Origin of the sequence: Streptosporangium sp. NPDC049078 (assembly GCF_040648855.1) — a bacterium.
In the GTDB taxonomy this organism is placed as follows: domain Bacteria; phylum Actinomycetota; class Actinomycetes; order Streptosporangiales; family Streptosporangiaceae; genus Streptosporangium.
Map to the genome: position 1 here is coordinate 172,445 of NZ_JBEZEL010000010.1, position 14,668 is coordinate 187,112.

At 71.3% G+C, this 14,668-nt stretch carries 15 protein-coding genes; 9 read left to right on the forward strand and 6 right to left on the reverse strand.

The window, feature by feature from the left end:
• The first annotated feature begins 1 nt into the window (after position 1).
• Positions 2–1,240 carry an iron-containing alcohol dehydrogenase gene (locus tag AB0B90_RS18845; RefSeq protein ID WP_350949946.1) on the forward strand — a complete coding sequence of 413 codons (1,239 nt, stop codon included), beginning with the start codon at positions 2–4 and terminating at the stop codon, positions 1,238–1,240.
• Positions 1,241–1,497: 257 nt separating this feature from the next.
• Here the strand turns inward: AB0B90_RS18845 and AB0B90_RS18850 are convergent, their stop codons facing one another.
• Together AB0B90_RS18850 and sigJ are read right to left on the reverse strand one after the other, a co-directional pair.
• Positions 1,498–1,845 (reverse strand): DoxX family protein, encoded by a 348-nt coding sequence (locus tag AB0B90_RS18850; RefSeq protein WP_350949945.1) that lies wholly within the window; start codon positions 1,843–1,845, stop codon positions 1,498–1,500.
• Between the two features lie 96 nt (positions 1,846–1,941).
• Positions 1,942–2,868, reverse strand: a complete 927-nt coding sequence (gene sigJ / locus AB0B90_RS18855; RefSeq protein ID WP_362923682.1) for an RNA polymerase sigma factor SigJ — start codon at positions 2,866–2,868, stop codon at positions 1,942–1,944.
• 41 nt (positions 2,869–2,909) lie between these two features.
• Between sigJ and AB0B90_RS18860 the strand changes: the two genes are divergently transcribed.
• Complete coding sequence (locus AB0B90_RS18860) at positions 2,910–3,074, forward strand: hypothetical protein (RefSeq protein WP_362923684.1); 165 nt, start codon at positions 2,910–2,912, stop codon at positions 3,072–3,074.
• Positions 3,075–3,414: 340 nt separating this feature from the next.
• On the opposite strand, the gene AB0B90_RS18865 is transcribed toward AB0B90_RS18860, so the two are convergent.
• Positions 3,415–4,377: an NAD(P)-dependent alcohol dehydrogenase gene (locus AB0B90_RS18865; RefSeq protein WP_362923686.1), complete on the reverse strand. Its 963-nt coding sequence runs from the start codon at positions 4,375–4,377 to the stop codon at positions 3,415–3,417.
• A 102-nt stretch (positions 4,378–4,479) separates the two neighbouring features.
• Here AB0B90_RS18865 and AB0B90_RS18870 point away from each other — a divergent pair, with 102 nt between their 5' ends.
• Entirely contained in the window at positions 4,480–5,157 is a 678-nt protein-coding gene (locus AB0B90_RS18870) for a helix-turn-helix domain-containing protein (protein ID WP_350949941.1), read from the forward strand.
• Positions 5,158–5,189: 32 nt separating this feature from the next.
• On the opposite strand, the gene AB0B90_RS18875 is transcribed toward AB0B90_RS18870, so the two are convergent.
• The gene (locus AB0B90_RS18875) at positions 5,190–6,182 is read right to left on the reverse strand and encodes a MerR family transcriptional regulator (RefSeq protein ID WP_350949940.1); all 993 of its coding nucleotides are present in this window, start codon (positions 6,180–6,182) and stop codon (positions 5,190–5,192) included.
• A 111-nt stretch (positions 6,183–6,293) separates the two neighbouring features.
• Entirely contained in the window at positions 6,294–8,231 is a 1,938-nt protein-coding gene (locus AB0B90_RS18880) for an AfsR/SARP family transcriptional regulator (RefSeq protein WP_350949939.1), read from the reverse strand.
• Positions 8,232–8,343: 112 nt separating this feature from the next.
• On the opposite strand from AB0B90_RS18880, the gene AB0B90_RS18885 reads away from it, so the two are divergent.
• The 6 genes from AB0B90_RS18885 to AB0B90_RS18910 all read left to right on the forward strand — a co-directional run bounded on the left by AB0B90_RS18885 (position 8,344) and on the right by AB0B90_RS18910 (position 13,692).
• A complete protein-coding gene (locus AB0B90_RS18885; protein WP_362923689.1) occupies positions 8,344–9,222 on the forward strand; it encodes an alpha/beta hydrolase in 879 nt (292 codons plus the stop codon).
• Between the two features lie 116 nt (positions 9,223–9,338).
• Positions 9,339–10,574, forward strand: coding sequence for an epoxide hydrolase family protein (locus AB0B90_RS18890; RefSeq protein ID WP_362923691.1), 1,236 nt, complete (start codon positions 9,339–9,341; stop codon positions 10,572–10,574).
• A 251-nt stretch (positions 10,575–10,825) separates the two neighbouring features.
• Complete coding sequence (locus AB0B90_RS18895; RefSeq protein WP_362923693.1) at positions 10,826–11,383, forward strand: hypothetical protein; 558 nt, start codon at positions 10,826–10,828, stop codon at positions 11,381–11,383.
• Between the two features lie 144 nt (positions 11,384–11,527).
• Complete coding sequence (locus tag AB0B90_RS18900) at positions 11,528–12,181, forward strand: copper resistance protein CopC (RefSeq protein WP_350949935.1); 654 nt, start codon at positions 11,528–11,530, stop codon at positions 12,179–12,181.
• Entirely contained in the window at positions 12,171–12,752 is a 582-nt protein-coding gene (locus AB0B90_RS18905) for an MFS transporter (protein WP_362923695.1), read from the forward strand. Before AB0B90_RS18900 ends, AB0B90_RS18905 begins: the two co-directional genes overlap by 11 nt.
• 340 nt (positions 12,753–13,092) lie before the next feature.
• Positions 13,093–13,692, forward strand: a complete 600-nt coding sequence (locus AB0B90_RS18910) for a sigma-70 family RNA polymerase sigma factor (protein ID WP_350949933.1) — start codon at positions 13,093–13,095, stop codon at positions 13,690–13,692.
• Between the two features lie 158 nt (positions 13,693–13,850).
• Here AB0B90_RS18910 and AB0B90_RS18915 read toward each other — a convergent pair whose 3' ends face one another.
• A complete protein-coding gene (locus AB0B90_RS18915) occupies positions 13,851–14,651 on the reverse strand; it encodes an alpha/beta fold hydrolase (protein ID WP_362923698.1) in 801 nt (266 codons plus the stop codon).
• Between the last annotated feature and the right edge of the window lie 17 nt (positions 14,652–14,668).

Genomic DNA, 14,668 nt, shown 5'->3' on the forward strand with positions numbered 1-14,668 from the left:
CATGCTTGAGACCGTCCGCGGACCACGCCAGCTGATAGTGGGCGAAGGGGTCGCGCAGAACATCCCACGAGTGGTGGCCGAGTGCGGCTCGCGACTCCTCATCGTGACCGACCGGGTTCTTCTGGGGCAGCCGGGCGTGGCCGAGATCGTGGCCGCAGTGCGGGAGAAGGTCGAAGTCGTCGGGGTGTTCGCCGACGCGACTCCGGACGTGCCACTCACCGATGTCGCCCTGGCCGTCTCGGTCGCCGCAGAGGTGGACGCCGACGTGATCCTCGCCATCGGGGGCGGCACGGTGATCGACCTCGCCAAAATCGTCGGCGTCATCCGGCGCCACGGTGGGACGCCGCGCGACTTCTACGGCGAGTCGAGGGTGCCGGGGCCGACGATTCCTCTCGTCGCGGTCCCGACGACGTCAGGCACCGGCTCCGAGCTCACGCCCGTCTCGGTGCTGACCGACCCGGACCGCGAGCTGAAGGTGGGGGTCTCCAGTGTCCACATCGTGCCCGACTTCGCCATCGTCGACCCCGAGCTCACCTACACCTGCCCCGCGACCGTCACCGCCCACTCCGGCATCGACGCGTTTTGCCACGCGGTGGAGAGCTACACCGCGCGGCCCCGGGCCCACGCACCTCGCGACCCGGTGGAGCAGGTCTTCCTCGGCCGCAACCCGATCACCGATCACTACGCGCTCCTGGCCGCGGAGCGGATCGCCCGCAGCTTGCCCCGTGCCGTCAGGGACGGAGGCGACAAGGACGCGCGCGCGGACATGTCCTATGGGTCCATGCTGGCCGGGCTCGCGTTCTCCCACGCGGGCAACGGGGCTCCGCACGCCCTCCAGTACCCCATCGGCGCAGCCACCCACACACCGCACGGCCTGGGCGTCGGGCTGCTGCTGCCCTACGCGCTGGACGCGGCCAAGGATGCCATCGGCGACCGGTTGGCCGTCCTCGCCGGGGCGTGCGGGCTCGACGTGACCGACGCCTCCGATGCCGAGGCCGCGGATACGTTCCTCACCTGGCTCGACGGGCTCCTTGCCGACATCGGCATCCCTGCCACCTTGGCGGACATCGGCGTGGCACGCGCCGACCTCCCGCGCTTCGCGGAGATGGCCAGTGGCGTCACCCGCTTGATCCAGAACCATCCGGGCCCGACCGACACCGCCAGCCTGACCGCGATCCTCGAAGCGGCCTGGACCGGGGACCGGACCCGACGCGTCCTGACTCCGGAGCAGAGACGGTGACGGGCCTTTCACCTGACGACGAGTTCCCTGCCCCACCCTGGGTATCGGAATTGTCGGCTACGCCGTAATGGGAGCCGCCCGTTCCCCGGCCTGGCGCACGGCTGCGCGCCCACCAGGCCGTTCGTCGCCGCCCCGCGATGCCCGGGTACCGGGCCTTCGGTGCGTCCGGGGCGGTGATCTGCCGGGTCCGCGGGTGGATGCCGTCGGTGCCGCTCATGACGTCCGCGTCGAGGCGATGTCTTCGCCCAAGTGATGAATCAGCGGCACGTCAGGTTGACGGCCAGGGCGGCCACCGCCATGCAGAAGAAGAGGCTCCAGGGGGCGAAGTGGTGGTCGTTGGCCCGTAGGTGTGCCGCGAATGCGCCGAGGAAGTACAGCACGAGCCCGCCGGCGGCGAGCGTGCCCAGGATCGGTACGGCGATTCCGGCCAGCAGCCCCAGCGCCCCGGCGGCCAGCAGCACCCCCAACAGGCGCATCCAGGACCGGGGAACGCCCAACATGTCCGCCTGGCTCTTGGGGTAGTCATGGCCGATGAGGTTGGCGATGGCTGCCATACCGTAGAGCGCCGCAGCGAGAAGTGTGACCGTGAGATAGACCGCGAACATCAAGCTGTTCCCTCTTCCGTGACAACGATCGGCTGGTTGATCGCCTCACGGACGAGACGGCGGCCCGAGGAGTGACGCGTCGCCGTGTGATCTGCGTTACAGCGCGACGCCGGTCAGCTTCTCCGGGTTGCTGACCACGTGGATCACCTCGATTTTCCCCTTCGCCAGGTGGAAGGTGGCCGCCAGCACCGGTGTGCGCCCCGAGTGGATGATGATTCCCGGGCCGTCGTTTACCTGGAAGATCTGCGCCAGCGAGTCGTACGGCCGACGTGCCGACAGGACGACGGCGGCGCGGGCCACACGCTCGCGGCCGTGGATGGCCCTGCGAGGGGCGCCGGTGAATCCGCCACCGTCGCTCACCATGGTCACATCCGGCGCCAATACCTCCATCAGGGCATTCAGGTCGCCGCCAAGGCAGGCCGCCAGAAACCGCTCGGTGGCCTGCCGCCTGGTCGCTTGATCGGTGTCATAGCGTCGGTGCCGCGTCTCCACCGCCTTCCTGGCGCGGAGCGCTATCTGACGCACTGTCGCGTGTTTGCGCCCGATGAGGTGCGCTATCTCGTGGTGGCCGTACCCGAAGGCCTCGCTGAGCACGAACACCGCGCGTTCCACCGGGGAGAGCATCTCGAGCACCAGCAGCATCGCGGTCGACACCGACTCCTTGAGCAGCACGTTCTGCGCGGCATCCGGATCGGTCAGAAGCGGCTCGGGCAGCCACGATCCCACATAGGACTCCCGCCGCACGCGTGCACTGCGCAGCCGGTCGATCGCCAGCCGGGTGGCCACCTTGACCAGATAGCCTTCGGCGTCCGCGACGGTCGCCACATCGACGCGACTCCAGCGTAACCACGCGTCCTGCACCACATCTTCGGCTTCGGCGACGCTGCCGAGCACCCGGTAGGCCACGGCGTGCAGCAGACCGCGGTGCTCGGCGAATGTCTGCTCGATTGCCAGGGGAAACATCTTGACCCGCTCCGATACGGCTCGCGTGAACCTCGGGTACGCCGTCCGATCGATCGGCACCACCTGAACCTTCGAAATGTGACGACCGCAGCTTGTCGGGGTTGGCGATGATGCGAATCCCGCTGATCCGGCCGTTCGACGTCTCCGGCACCAGCACGCCGACCAGCTTCCCACCGGCCCGGGCCAGCAGTCCCGGTGCGCCGTTCACCTCCGTAGCCGACAGCCGCCCCCCCTCACCGGCGATGCTCAACGACCCCACCAGGTAGCGCCACCTTGGAGACACCGGAGATGGGCCGCCGAGCGGCGCCGACCCTGCCGCCACCGTCCACCCACACGGTCACGTCCTCGGCCTCCTCAGCCGAACCCGGCATTCGATAGGCCAACCCGAACAGCTTCGAACGATGCCGCTCGAACTCCTCAACCGCATCAACTGTCACGCGCACCAGACTCTCAGCCCCCTTACGCGCCCGGTCGCCTGGAGGCCACGACGGGTGCCGCTCGCCCTGCCGCAGCGATCGGGGATGGGTGGAGCGAGTCGTGCGGTTCACCGAGCCGGAGGATGAAACCCGTCCCGGAAAGGCTGAGGAGCCTCTGCGATCGTGACGATCAGTCGATCCTGACCACGTACTTGCCCCGTACCCCGCCCGCCTCCAGCGCCCGGTGTGCCGCCGCCGTCTCCTCCAGCGGGAAGCACCTGTCCACCGCGGGGCGCAGTCCCCCGTCCGCCGCCTGGCGGGCGAGGTCGTCGAAGAGCGCCCGCGTGGGGTTGCCGCTGAAGAAGCGCACCCGGCCGCGTCCGTGTACGGCGCTGGCGGCGATGTAGCCGAGTGAGGCGGCGAGCCGTGTCAGGTCGAAGGAGATGGCGACCATGCGTCCGCCGGGCGTCAGCAGGCGCCGGAAGGACCGCAGGTCGGTGCCCGCGGTGTCGAGGACCACGTCGAACAGGCCCAGTTCCCCCGGCGGGACGGTCCGGTGGTCGATGGCGTGGTGGGCGCCGAGCGTGCGGACGAAGTCGAGGTTGGCGGCGCGGGCCAGGGCCGTGACTTCGGCACCGTATGCCCGTCCGAGCTGGACGGCGGCGTTGCCGACGCCACCTGCTGCGCCCCGTACGAGCAGTCGTTCGCCGGGGCGCAGCCTCGCCTTGTCGCGCAGCGCCGTGATGGCCGTGGTCGCGACCGGCAGCGCGGCGGCTGCCACCAGATCCAGTCCGTCCGGGACCCGGCCGAGCCGCTCGGCCCGGACCGCCACGTACTCGGCGGCGCTGCCGAATCCGGTACGGCCCACGACGCCCCACACCCGGTCGCCGACCGCGACGCCCGTGGTATCGGCGCCGAGCGCGGCGACCTCGCCGGTGAAGTCCAGCCCGACGCGTTGCGGGAACTTCTGTCCGGTGAAGAGACGGAGGCGGCCGGAACGGGCCGCCAGTTCGCCGCCGTTGACGCTGAACGCGCGCACCCGCACGAGTACCTCGCCGGGTGCCGGTTCGGGGCGTGGTACCCGGCCCACGTACAACACCTCGGGGCCGCCGAAGCGGTCGAAAAGCACTGCTCTCATCGTGCGGTCGTCCATCGTTCTCACCTTCGTCACCAGCGGCCGTGCGGGGGGCTGGCCCCGAGCGTAGGCTCTTAACCGGACGACACCGTCCGTTTAGGCCGGAGGTGAGAGACAGTGGTGGAGGAATCCTCTCGGATCGGGGGCCCGGGGCTGCGGGCCGACGCCCGGCGCAACCGGGGACGCATCCTCGTCGCCGCCCGTGCGGTCTTCGCCGAGCACGGGATCGACGCGCCCATGGCGGCCGTGGCGCGACGGGCCGGGGTCGGCGTCGCGACGCTGTACCGGCGTTTTCCGACCCGGGACGACCTGGTGCGGGCCGCGTTCGCGCAGCAGATGGAGACCTGCGCCCGAGCGCTCACCGAGGCGCTGGCCGACCCCGACCCCTGGCGGGGCTTCCAGCGGCTGGTCGAGACGGCCTGCGAGCTTCAGCGGGAGGAACAGGGGTTCTCGGCCGCGTTCGTCGCGGCCTTCCCGGACAGCACGGTGGAACACGCGCAGGCCCGGGAACGGGCCGAGCGGGACCTGATGACCCTGGTCCGCAGAGCCCAGGCAGCGGGCGCGCTGCGGGCCGACTTCCACCCCTCCGACCTCGCCGTGGCCCTGCTGTCCCATTGCGGGCTGGTCACCGCGCTGCCGCGTGACGGTGCCGCGTCTCGGCGCCTGGTGGCGTACCTGCTCCAGTCGTTCCGTGCCGAGGCGGCTCACGGGGCCCTGCCTCCGCCGAGTGCCCTGTCGCTGCGCGGCCTCCCGCTCGCGGCCGACGGCTCCCGGAGACAGCGGCCCTCCAAGAACTGACGCGAGGCGCCTGCGGCTTCGGGGCGAAGTGATCAGCGAGCCGGTGGGGCGGACGCGCGCAGTGCCGCGGCGAGCCATTCGTACGGGAACCGCTCCGTTGGCGCGTTGTTCACGGCGGTGACCAGCGCCATGTACCGGTCGAGCGGCCCCTCCGGCTCCGGTGGCGTGCGGTCCCACTCCGCGGCCACCAGCATGTGGTCGGCCGTCTGGATCCGGAACTCGGGCGTGTCCGGCATCCCGGGGCTGTCCGGTGTCGCGAAAATGCCGGTCAGCCACCCGATCCATCGATCGGCGATCTCCAGCCCTCGCGGCGAGTCCGGCGGCACCCGCTCCCGCGCCGCGTCCATCGCCGCCTGGCCGATCGGCGTGGCCGCCTCCAGGCTGTCCAGCATCGGCGACGAGGTCATCAGCGGTCCGGCCCCGGTGGTGCACACCTCGTGCAGCTCACGGCGCACGGCCTTCCGGGCCTCGGCGTCCCGGACCATCTCGGCCAGCTCGATCCACGCCTCCAGCTGGGCCGCGCTGGGATGTTCTGGCAGCTCAGGCCGGACCGCCCGCCACCACTCGACCATCCGCTCCGGCGGCTCCCAGCCGGTGGAGACCTCCGTCCAGAACTCGTCGATCAGCCGGTCGCGCTCCTCGTCCGGCATGCCGACGAGCTTGTGCATCAGCGTGACCTGCTCGGCCGTGGAGTCCTGTCGCAGGATGGTCGACAACACCGCGCGACGGCTGCGCAGCCGTGCCTCCTGCCGTGCCAGCAGGGCCAGGTGGGTGGCGGCCAGCTCGCGCAGCGTCGCCTCGCCGGCCAGCACCCGCCGGATCTCGTCCAGGCCGGCGTCGAGTTCCCGTAGCGTCCGGACCAGTTCCAGCCGGGCGATGGCCGACACGTCGTACAGGCGGTGGCCGGCCGACGTGCCGGCGGTCGGCGTGACGACACCGGCGTCCGCGTAGTACCGGACGGCGCTGACGCTCAGGCCGGTCCGCCGGGCGACATCCCCGATGGCATACAGCTCGTTCGTGTCCACGACGCCCACTATGCGACCTCAAGCGGCTTGAGATGCAAGCTCCCGATGCCGCGTTCCTGAACCGAGTCGAAGATCCCTGCTGAACCGGGGTCATAGGCGGATCGTCTTCGCCTACCTCGCTTCGGCGCATGCCTTCGCCTCGGCCAGATACCGCGACACCGGGCCCAGGGTCAGCATCCCGCTGGCGGCGCCGGCCTGTTCCGCGCGGGCACCGCTCAGGGCCGCCGCGGCGTGCGCGGCGATTTCGCGCTCGCCGAGGTGTACGGCGGCGCGGGCGGTCAGGCACCACATGGCCTCCTGCATGTGGTCACGCGGCGGTTCGGGCACCGCGGCGAGGGCGGTACGGGCCTGCTCGCCCCGGTCCTGGGCGAGCAGCACGAGGGGGCGTGCCCAGGGCCGGTACGGACCCCAGTCGAGGTGCGGGTCAACGGGCGCGGGCCGGTCGTGCAGCAGGCGCAGCCCCAGCAGGGCGAGCGGGAACAGGCCGCGGTGCAGCCCCGGCATTCCGGCCGCAAGGAGGGCGTCCTCGCAGGCGCGGTAGTGCGCTGCGGCCGTGGCGGCGCTCGGCCCACCGGGTTCGGTGCTGCGGGCGGCCGTGGCCCGGGCACTGAACCACCGGGTGAGGACGGCGACGAGGGGCGCCTCCGTGGTGGCGGCGAGCTGTTCGGCGGCCTCGGCGTGGGCGGTCGCGGCGTCGAGATCACCGAGGGCCGAGGCGGATTGCAGGCGGATGAGCCGGCCGAGTACGGCGAAGTCCGGCAGCTCGTGCCGGGTGGCCAGGTCGAGGATCTCGGCGCCGATCCCGTCTCGTACCGTCGCGAGTCCGGGGCGGGTGAAGGACTGCAGGAAGACCCCGTTGAGCGCGAACGCCAGCAGGGCCGGATCGGCCAGGTCCCGTGCCAGCGCCTCGGCCCGCAGCGCCGCCTGGTGCGCGCGTCTCAGCTCGGCCCCGGACAGATCGGCGCTGCGGCTCTCGACGGCGATCGTGGCCAGCAGGCGGCCCGACAGGTCGGGGGGACCGTCGGGGCCGAGTGCGGTGAGGGTGCGCTCGGCGGCCGTGACGACGGCGCGGGACTGTTCGGGGTCGTCGGCCCGGCTCCAGATGGCGGGCACGTCGTAGGCGCCGATGATCCGGGCGGTCAGAAAGAGGTCTCCCGTGCGTTCCGCCGCCTGGATGGCGGCGAGGCGGTCGCGCCGCGAGTGGATGAGGGCGTCGCCACCCGCCAGTGCGAGGGTGCGGGCCAGATTCACGGTGGTGCGCGGGCCGAGCCGGGCACCGGGACCGGTCCACGCGGTGCGCGCGCCTTCGAGGAGCGCGGATCCGCGGAGGATGTCCGTCTCCAGGCGCTGAAGATCGGCACCGGGGTCCAGTCCGAGTTGGTCGACGAGCATCGTGCGGGCGCGGCGGAGTGCGGCCAGCGCGTCGGCCTGGCGGCCCGCGCGGTACAGCGCGCGGGCGAGGAGCCCCCAGGCCGGCTCGCGCCACGGATGTTCGGCGACGTGAGCACCCAGTTCGGCGACGAGATCGGCCCCTTCCCCGGAGTCGAGGAGGATGCGGGCGCGCAGTTCCACCCCCTCCAACCTCAGTTCCTCCAGCCGGGTCCGCTCGCGCCGCACCCATGGGGAGCCGGGCACATCGGCGTAGGCGGGTCCGCGCCAGGCCGCGAGCGCCGCGTCGAGGTCGGCCACCGCGTCGGGGGTGCGGCGGGCGCGGGCCAGGGCGTCCTGGAACCGGTGGACGTCCACCTCCTCGCGTGACAGGCGCAGCGCGTAGCCGGGACCTTCGGTGACGATCACGCGCGGCGGGCTGCGCGGCGGCCGATCGGGTTCGAGGGCGCGGCGCAACGCGGCGACGAACGTCCGCAAAGCGCCCACGGCGCGGGCCGGTGGATCGGTCCACAGATCGTCGACGAGGGTGTCGGTGGTCACCATCCGCCCCTCGGCGGCGACGAGCCTGGCGAGCACCTCACGATGGCGAGGCCCGCCCAGGTCGGCCGGGCTGCCGTCGTCGCGGAGCGCCCGCACGGCGCCGAGCACGTCGATTCGCATGCCCCCATCCTCCCTGCCGGGGGTCGGCCGCGCCCAACCGCACTGATCGGCTGCTGATCGCCGTCGCCCAGGCTGATCGGGTCAGTTCCCCACCAGAAAAGGACGGCCCCTCATGACGCTCACCATTCCCGGCTTCGATCACATTCGCCTGCCCGGCGCGGACGGCGTTGAGCTGGCCACCGCTGTCGGCGGCAGCGGCAGCCCGGTCGTGCTGTTGCACGGTTTCCCTCAGACCCACCTGATGTGGCGACACGTCGCCGAGCGACTCGCCGACGAGCACACGGTGATCTGTCCTGACCTTCGAGGCTACGGCGCCAGCGACAAGCCGGCGGCCACCGACCCCGACGTGTACGCCAAGCGCGCCATGGCCGCCGACGTCGTGACCCTAGCGGCGGCGCTCGGGCACGAGCGTTTCGCCCTCGTCGGCCACGACCGGGGCGCCCTGGTCGCCTTCCGGGCGGGGTTGGACCATCCTGAGACCATCACGCACCTGGGCATCCTCGACATCGTGCCGACGCTCGACATGTGGAACGTCCTGCACGGCGTCTCGGCGGCGGTCGGCTACCACCTTTTCCTGATGGCGCAGCCGCCGGGCCTGCCGGAGACGATGATCGCAGGCAGCGCGGACGCGTTCTTCGGTTCCTTCCTCGACGCCTGGGCCAACGACCCGGCCGCCATGCCGGAGGATGTGCGTGCCGAATACCTGCGGGCGAGCGCCGCGGCGGTGCCGTCGATCGTCGCGGACTACCGGGCCTCGGCGGGCATCGACGTCCTGCACGACCAGGCGGACCTGGACGCCGGGTCGCAGCTGGCCATGCCCGTGACGGTCGTCCAGCAGGACTGGGGTGCGCGGCTGGGCTACGACGCCGCCGGCGTGTGGAAGGCATGGGCGCCGGACCTGGACCACCGGCTGACCCGGGCGGGGCACTTCATGGCCGAAGAGGCACCCGACGAGATCGCGGCGGTGATCCGGGGCCTGCTGGCCCGCTGACCCTCCTGTTCTCGGCTCGTCCGCACGGGTGGATCCGATCGGGGTGCCTGAGCGGCGACCGCCCCGTGACCGATTCAATGTCCCAAATAGTTGATGTCAGAGGAAGGAACCACGCGATGAGCACCCAGGACGTCTTCCCGCTGAAGCCCGTTGCGATCCACGTGTCCGACGAGGCCCTCGATGACCTGCGCGCCCGTCTCGCATTGACCCGTCCGCCGCTGGACGAGGGGAACGAGGACTGGTCCTACGGCGTCCCCGACGGCTATCTCCGTGACTTGGTCGCCTACTGGCGGGACGGCTACGACTGGCGCAAGGCCGAGGCCGCCATCAACGTCCACGACCACTACCAAGTGAGCGTCGACGGTGTCCCGGTGCACTTCATGCGCAAGGCCGGCCGCGGCCCCCGTCCGATCCCGCTGATCCTCACCCACGGCTGGCCGTGGACGTTCTGGCACTGGTCGAAGGTGATCGATCCGCTCGCCGACCCGGCCGCGTTCGGCGGTGACCCCGCCGACGCCTTCGACGTCATCGTGCCGTCTCTGCCCGGCTTCGGTTTCCCCGGCCCGCTCACCGGCTTTCCCGACGTCAACTTCTGGAAGGTCTCCGACCTCTGGCACACCCTGATGACCGAGACCCTGGGGTATGAGAAGTACGCCGCCGGAGGCTGCGACATCGGCGGAATCGTCACCAGCCAGCTCGGCCACAAGTACGCCGACGAGCTGTACGGCATCCACATCGGCTCCGGGCTGCCGCTCGGCTTCTTCACCGGCCCCCGGGCCTGGAACTTCGCCCGGAACCAGCCTCTCACCGACGACCAGCCCGCGGACATCCGCGCCCGCATCATCGAGCTGGACCATCGCTGGGCGTCCCACCTCGCCGTGCACATGCTCGACGGCGCCACCCTGGCCCACGGGCTGAGCGACTCCCCCGCCGGACTGCTCGCCTGGCTGCTGGAGCGCTGGAACGCCTGGAGCGACAACGGCGGCGACGTCGAAACCGTCTTCACCAGGGACGACCTGCTCACCCACGCCACGATCTACTGGGTGAACAACTCCATCGCCACGTCGATGCGCTACTACGCCAACGCCAACCGCTACCCCTGGGCCCCCGCCCACGACCGCACCCCGGTCGTGCAGGCCCCGGTCGGTCTTACCTTCGTCACGTACGAGAACCCTCCCGGCATCCATACCGCCGCCGAGCGCGTCCAGGCGTTCAAGACCGGCCCGCAGGGCGACTGGTTCAACCACGTCAACGTCAACGCCCACGACCACGGCGGCCACTTCATCCCCTGGGAGAACCCCGACGCCTGGGTGAAAGACCTGCGCCGTACCTTCCACGGCCGCAGACCCTGAACGACCTTCGCGGGCTCCTGTGGCGACGGGCCGCCGGCCGGCACAGTCCACGGGAGCCGCTCCCGCCTCGACCGGCGTCGGCTTCGTGGGTATGTCCGGCGCGGAGCGCCGGACATACCCCGGGTGAACCGCCGGACCGCCCATCCGCGTATCTCCGGACATGAGGTGTGCGCCCCAGGCAGCGACGGCCGATGACATGATCCACGGTCCCGGTCTTCTCGGCGGGCTACCCGCCTGACAGGATGTCGTTCGTGACCCCTCCGGCGTCGGCGCTGCGCGTGCCGCGAGCCGTCGTCTTCGCGACGATGTGCCTCGTGGTCTCCGCGGGCGGCCACGCCCTGGCCGGGGGTGGCCTGATCCCCCCGCACCTGGCCGTTCTCGGCGCGTTGATCGCTTTTTGCGTGGCGTACGCGCTGAACGGGCGTGAACGCGGGGTGGAGGCCGTGCTCGGCGCGACCATCGGCGCGCAGATCCTGCTGCACGAGCTGTTCGGCCGTGCCGCGCCCGCCTCGCACGTGATGTCGCCCGCCGAGCACGGCCATTCCGCGCTGGGCATGACGGTGGTCCATCTGGTGGTGGCGCTGGGCACCGGCTGGTGGCTGCACCGGGGTGAGAGCGCGCTGTGGCTGATGATCCGCCTGTACGGCGGGCCCAGGCCGCTGATCCGGCTGCTGTTCGCCGTCCCCGTCGAGGTGGCGGCACCGGTGTGGCGGGCCGTCCCGGCCGCAGAGGTTCGGCCGTACGGCGGCTGGGAGATCTCACCGGTGCTGCGGCGGCGCGGTCCGCCCGTGCCGCGACACGCCGGCTGAGGGACCTCGGAAGAAAGGGTCCGGCGGGCGGCGTGCCCCCGTGACCATGATGTCCTCCTCTCTTGTGTTTCGCCGGAGGCGTCTCTTCCGTTCTCGTCGGCCCGTATCGAGGGCGCGACGAAAGGTCCTTTTTCGGAGCCCACCATGGCATCCCTGCCGCGATCCGTCCGCACGACCGTTGTCACCACACTGTGCTGCGCCCTGTTCGTCCTGCTCAGCACCCCATTCGCCCCCGCCGCACTCGCCCACGACCGCCTCAAGAGCAGCTCCCCGGCCAAGGGTGCCAAGGTCTCGGCGGTCGAGCGGATCAAGTTGGAGTTCAGCTCCCGGATGCGCTTCCCCACGGTCGCGTTGCGCACGGCGGGCGATGTGGTCATCGACATCGGCAAGGCGAAGGGCGCGGGCGACACGGTCACCTCCGACGTTCCCGAGCCGCTGCCCGCAGGCAGATATGTGATCGCCTGGCGGGTGGTCTCCTCCGACGGTCACCCGATCGAAGGGGAGATCCCCTTCACCGTGACCGCCCCGGCAACCCCGTCTGCCATCCCCTCCCGCACGCCGATGTCGGAGTCGGACACCTCCGCCGTTCCTTCGGCGGACGCGCAGCCCTCCTCACCCGCCCCGACATCTCCTACCTCCGCCGTGGCCGACGCCCCCGTTTCCGCGGCCGACGACCGGCAGGCTTCCGAGGGGCTGCCGGGCTGGACCTGGATCGCGCTGGTCGCGCTCACGCTGATCGGCGCGGGCACCTGGTCGCTGATCTCGCGCCGGGGCCGTCCCGGCGGCGGTGCGGAGTGATCCACTGAGCACGCCCGCGCACCCGACGCTCCGCCTGGCCCGCGCCGCGGTCTTCGCCGTGGTGTGCCTGGGGCTGGGCGCGCTCGCCCATATCGTGGGCGGCGGCGTCGTCTCCGCGCCGGCGGCGGGAGCTCTGGCGCTGGCGTTCCTGACGGCGCTGCCCGCGACCGGCACCGAGCGCGGCCTGGCGGTGATCTGGCCGCTGCTGGCGGCCACGCAGGTGGCGCTGCACCTGCTCTTCTCCGCCGTTCACCTCATCACGCCACTGGCCGAGACCGGCGGACACGCGCATTCCGGTTCTGGGCTGGTGCCCGGCCTGGGCATGGTGGCGACACACGCCTGGGCCGCAGCGCTGGCCGCTTGGTGGCTGGCGCGCGGCGAGGCCGCGCTCTGGGCGGTGCTGCGCCGCCTCGCCGTCCGGGTTTTACGGTTGCTGACAGTCCGGTGCGACCGGACTGCAGAACCCGCCCGCCCCTGGCTCACCGCCTCCCCCGCACCGCCGCTGCTGCGCTCGGCGCTGTTGCGGTACGCGCTCAGCGGACGCGCCCCGCCGCTGTCGATCCGTAGCTGAACCGCTCCCCCATCACGGACCGACCTTCGTTCGAAGGCGGTTCCGTCTCCTCACGATGCCCTCCCGGGCGGACCCGTGTCCGTTCGGCCGCCGTCGTGCCCGAATTCACAGGCCGTACCCCTCACCGCAGGCCGGAGCAGGCCCATGCCCATCCCCCTTCTCGCCGCGAACACGAAACCCGATCGGTCCGGCCACGCGCCCCGATCCCGCTTCCGCGTTCCGCCTCGGCATTCGCGCTGTCCGGCCGCCCTCTTCCCGATCCCTGTCATGGCCGGCCCCTCCGGGGCCGCGCCTTCGACCCGTGTATCCGTTCTGCACCGTGACCCGAGGAACGATCACCATGATTTCCGCCACGTGCGATCAACCCACTGCCGACCACGACGTCACCACGTGTCCCGATGACGATTTGACGCTGCTCGCGCTGACCGCGCGCTCGGGAGCGCCCGCGGACGTCGAGGCCTTCACCCGCGCGGTCTACACCGAGGTCCGCAGGTTCGTCGCCCATCTGGCCGGGAGCGCGCCGGCCGAAGACCTGACCCAGGAGACGTTCGTACGCGTCCTGCGCAGCCTGCCCCACTTCGCGGGCCGCTCCTCGGCCAGGACCTGGTTGCTGTCCATCGCCCGGCGGGTCGTCGTCGACCGGTTCCGGTCCGCGTCCCGCCGCCCCGTAGTCGCCGATCTCGTCGACTGGCAGGGCGTCGCCGAACGCCGTCAACCCGTCGGGCTACCAGGCTGCGAGGATCAGGTGGCTCTGGCCGACCTGCTGGCCAAGGTGCCCCGCGAGCGGCGGGAGGCGTTCGTGCTCACCCAGGTCGTCGGCGTGCCCTACGCCGAGGCCGCCCTGCTGATCGGCTGCCCGATCGGCACGGTGCGCTCCCGGGTGGCGCGAGCCCGAACCCAGCTCATCGAGTCCTTGGAAGCCGCCGACCGAGCCGCCTGAGTCCCGCTTCACAGAACTTCGAAGGCCGGCAGGAGGGTGTGAAGGTTCAGCTGCGCCGGCGCGGCGGCGACGAGGCGGGCCGGGCCCGCGGCGGTGGCCAGGTCGACCTCGACGTTGACGGGTGACGAAGGCAGCGTCGCGGATCGTTTTCGGCTCGTCTAGAGGTTGTTCGCGGTGAGCCAGGCCAGACAGGCGTCGGCCACCTCACGCCAGCCGTGGTCGATGGTCAGGGAGTGGCCGCGGTCGGGGAAATCCTGGAAGTCGGTGATCGCGGTGGAGTCTCGGTACTGCTTGAGGGTCGCTTTGGTGACGGTCTCGGGGACGGTGTGGTCCTTGCCACCGGCGATCAGGAGCAGCGGTCCCCGGGAGTTGTTGCCGGTGTCGACCTTGGCGGGCGAATGAGGGGAGAAGTTGGCGGCGGCGACCTCGAACAGCGGTTTGCCCGGGGCGGGGATGGTCCAGCGTTCGTACAGTTCGGCGGCTTCCTGAGGCGGGATGGCGTTGCCGAACGCGTAGGTGAACTGGTCGAGGGTGAGGGAGACCGCCCGGTGCTTGTTGGCCGGGTTCTTGAACACCGGCAGGGTCGAGCGCAGCGCCGACAGCGGCAGCGGCAGCACCCCCTTGATCTGCGCGGCGTCGATCGCGATCGCGGCTCTGGCCAGGTTCTGCCCGAGCAGCTTCTCGGCGATCATGCCGCCGAAGGAGTGGCCGATCAGGATCGGCTTGACGCCCAGAGCGTTGATGATCTCTGTGTAGTGGGCGACGACGTCGTCGATGCCATGGTCGGCGATGCTCTCGGGGTTCTTGCGGGACAGTTCGACGCTTTCGCCGTCGCCCGGCCAGCCAGGGGCCGTCGCGTCGTAGCCGACGGTCGTGAACAGCTCGATCCAGGAGGACCAGGAGGTGGCGTGCAGCCAGAGGCCGTGGATGAAGATGACGGGAACGGTCGGTGCGGTCATGGGGTGTGGCTCCTTGG

Coding starts and splice junctions, on each gene's coding strand:
- AB0B90_RS18850 (WP_350949945.1), bottom strand. CDS start 1,845: ATGTTCGCGGTCTATCTCACGGTCACACTTCTCGCTGCGGCGCTCTAC.
- AB0B90_RS18880 (WP_350949939.1), bottom strand. CDS start 8,231: ATGCGAATCGACGTGCTCGGCGCCGTGCGGGCGCTCCGCGACGACGGC.
- AB0B90_RS18890 (WP_362923691.1), top strand. CDS start 9,339: ATGAGCACCCAGGACGTCTTCCCGCTGAAGCCCGTTGCGATCCACGTG.
- AB0B90_RS18865 (WP_362923686.1), bottom strand. CDS start 4,377: ATGGACGACCGCACGATGAGAGCAGTGCTTTTCGACCGCTTCGGCGGC.
- AB0B90_RS18900 (WP_350949935.1), top strand. CDS start 11,528: ATGGCATCCCTGCCGCGATCCGTCCGCACGACCGTTGTCACCACACTG.
- AB0B90_RS18910 (WP_350949933.1), top strand. CDS start 13,093: ATGATTTCCGCCACGTGCGATCAACCCACTGCCGACCACGACGTCACC.
- AB0B90_RS18885 (WP_362923689.1), top strand. CDS start 8,344: ATGACGCTCACCATTCCCGGCTTCGATCACATTCGCCTGCCCGGCGCG.
- AB0B90_RS18845 (WP_350949946.1), top strand. CDS start 2: ATGCTTGAGACCGTCCGCGGACCACGCCAGCTGATAGTGGGCGAAGGG.
- AB0B90_RS18915 (WP_362923698.1), bottom strand. CDS start 14,651: ATGACCGCACCGACCGTTCCCGTCATCTTCATCCACGGCCTCTGGCTG.